This is a genomic window from uncultured Sphingomonas sp., assembly GCF_946477935.1.
In the GTDB taxonomy this organism is placed as follows: domain Bacteria; phylum Pseudomonadota; class Alphaproteobacteria; order Sphingomonadales; family Sphingomonadaceae; genus Sphingomonas.
The window spans coordinates 1-2,552 of sequence record NZ_CAMLAC010000350.1 but is presented as its reverse complement, the minus strand read 5'-3'; the positions used below and the strand labels follow the sequence as shown (position 1 = coordinate 2,552).

At 68.1% G+C, this 2,552-nt stretch carries 2 protein-coding genes and 1 pseudogene; all 3 read right to left on the bottom strand.

The window, feature by feature from the left end; translation table 11 throughout:
• Window positions 1-203: 203 nt before the first annotated feature.
• Window positions 204-1,364: pseudogene (locus Q0U08_RS19730) on the bottom strand (glycosyltransferase); the annotation flags it as partial.
• A gap of 14 nt (window positions 1,365-1,378) precedes the next feature.
• Complete coding sequence (locus tag Q0U08_RS19725; protein WP_298093493.1) at window positions 1,379-1,897, bottom strand: DUF2141 domain-containing protein; 519 nt, start codon at window positions 1,895-1,897, stop codon at window positions 1,379-1,381.
• On the bottom strand, window positions 1,894-2,552 hold a 659-nt coding region (locus tag Q0U08_RS19720; RefSeq protein ID WP_298093492.1), incomplete at its 5' end, for a hypothetical protein. The genes Q0U08_RS19725 and Q0U08_RS19720, both read right to left, overlap by 4 nt.

The window sequence follows — 2,552 nt, the reverse complement described above, 5'->3', positions numbered from 1 at the left end:
GAATATGACAGCGCCGGGCAGGCCGAATGGCGCGCCGGGCAGGATGCGCAGGCGGTCGCGCCGGAAGGCATCGTCCGTGGCAGCGGCACCGCCGCGGGCGGCGGCGCGCCCGGCGAGGAGTACGATCCCAACACCCCCGGTGCCGCCGACGAAAGCCCGCAGGCCGGCGCTGCACCGGATCGCCGTCCCACCTGACCGGCCGCGCGCTGGACGAGCGCCCGCGCATAATAGGCCATCAGTTCTTCGGCATGTTCGCGGTCGCTGCGTACCATCGCGGCGGCCGCGGCAGCCGCCTTGCGCAACGCGGCCCGATCCCCCGCATAAAGCCGTCCGATCGCCGCCGCACAGGCGCGCGAATCGCGCGCCGTGTACAGCTCGGCACATGCCGGATCGGCCACCTCGGCGCACCCGCCGGTGTCCGGCACGATCAGCGGCAGGCCGGACGCCATCGCCTCGCACGCCACCAGCCCGAACGGCTCGGCCTCCGCACCGTGGATCAGCGCGTCCGCGCTCGCCATGATCCGCGCCAGCCGCTCACGGTCATAGACCGGGCGGAACAGCCGGATGTGCGGCGACCCGGCGGCGCGCGCCTCCAGCCGGGCGCTGTCATTGCCCGTGCCGATCTGGATCAGCCCCACCGGCAGCGTCGTTCCCGCACGCAGCACCGCATCGATCACCATCGCCCAGCGCTTCTCGGCATGGTGCCGCCCCAGCCCCAGCAGCAACAGGCCGTGTTCGGGCAGGTCACACTCCGCCAGCAAAGATCGGCGCAATTCCTCGTCGCGCAAATTGGGTGAGAAATGCGTCCGCTCGATCCCCAGCGGCATCGCCGCATCGATCCGCACCCCGCGCGGGCGCAGCCGCTTTTCCAGCGCGGGCCCGTTGGTCACCACCACATCATAATGGTCCAGGAACCGACCCATATAGCGGCTGTACCAGGCAAAGGCCCGCTCGATCCGCGCCGGGCTCGCCATCCCCTCGAACCAGCGCAGCGGATAGGCCGCGACATTGTCGTTGTGCATGAAGAAGGATTTGAGCGCCGGGCCCTGCCATTGCCCGACGATCCAGGCCGGCCGCCATGGCGAGCAGCATTCCACCACGTCCGGCTGCAACCGGTCCAGCGCGGCATGGATCGGGCCTGCGTCCCAGAACAGCCCGTAATTGCGGTCGAACGGCATGCCAGGCGAGCGGATATATTCCACCCGGCCGCCGCCGGGCCGCACGTCCACCCGGTTTTCCCTGCCGGGCGCCAGCACGATCAGTTCGTGCCCCATATCCGCCAATAGGCCGATCTTGCGATCGATATAGGTACGCACGCCGCCGCCCGTGGGCGAATAGAATTCGTTGACGTCGACGATGCGCAAGCGCTCGTTCCGCCTCAGTCCGGGTCGACCGGGCCGAAGCCGCCCAGCCCCCGCAGATATTGCAGGCGGATCGTCAGCGTGGTCACCCCCGGCCCGATCTGCACCACCGCCTGCTCCACCTTGGGCCGCTTCCGGCCAATCTTCTCTTGGCTGACAAAACCCGCGCCGTCGCTCCAGAAGCTGAACTTGTTCTTGCCGTCGCGGTCGTGGATCAGCAGCAACGCATAGCGCCCTGCCTGGGCCACGCGCATGCACAGCGACGGATTGCCCGATGGCGGCGTCGGCGCCTGGACCCGGCGGAACGTCTTGCCCTGGGCCAGCAGGTCGCGGTCGTCCTTCAGGAAGTCGTCGGCGGTCGCCGGATACAGCTCCAGCTTCAGATTGCCCTTGCGGTCCTTCAGCCCCTGCACATGGACCAGCACCGCCGGCCCCCGGTTGCTGGTGCAGGCCGCCGCATCCGGCCCGATCACCTGCGCCGCGGCACCCCCCGGCACCATCGCCGCCGCCAGCATCCCCAACCACCAAGCCTTCATTCTCTGGACCTCGTCAGCAATGCATGCAGCCCGAACGCGCCGATCAGTACCACATGAACCAGCAGGGTCAGCGCGGCGGTGAATGCCACCAGTTCCGACAATGCCCGGTCCTGCCCGATCAGTATGATGGCGAAGTTGGCGAAAAGAAGGTCTTTGTTCGGCACCAGCGGCAGGCGCGATACCAGCAGGCGTCCCGCCGCCAGGAACAGCCACATGCCGATCGACACGTCGGGCAGCGCGAAATGCCAGGTCAGCGCGATCAGCACCGATCCGGCCAGCAGGCGCAGGCAGTGTGCGCCGAACACCCACCACAATAGCGGCCGATCGAGCGAGAAGACCTTTTTGGAGAAGATCAGGAAGGGCAGCGATGTCGCCATCACGATCGCGGTCGATCCCAGCACGGTGCGCATCTGGTCCGCACTCAACAGCCCGCGCGCCAGCGGCAGCGCGATCACGATCATCAGCAGCGTGATCGCATTGCCCGCGATCGCGGACAGGATGCTGACGTCCTTCACCGCCCCGAACGGCGCCGTCACCATCCTGGCCCGCACCCGCGCCCAGGCATAGAAATACGCCTCGCCCGAATATCCGAACACCACCTCGTTCGCGATCCGCGCTTCTACCTGTGCTTTGCCGCGCTCTACATCTCGCTGCC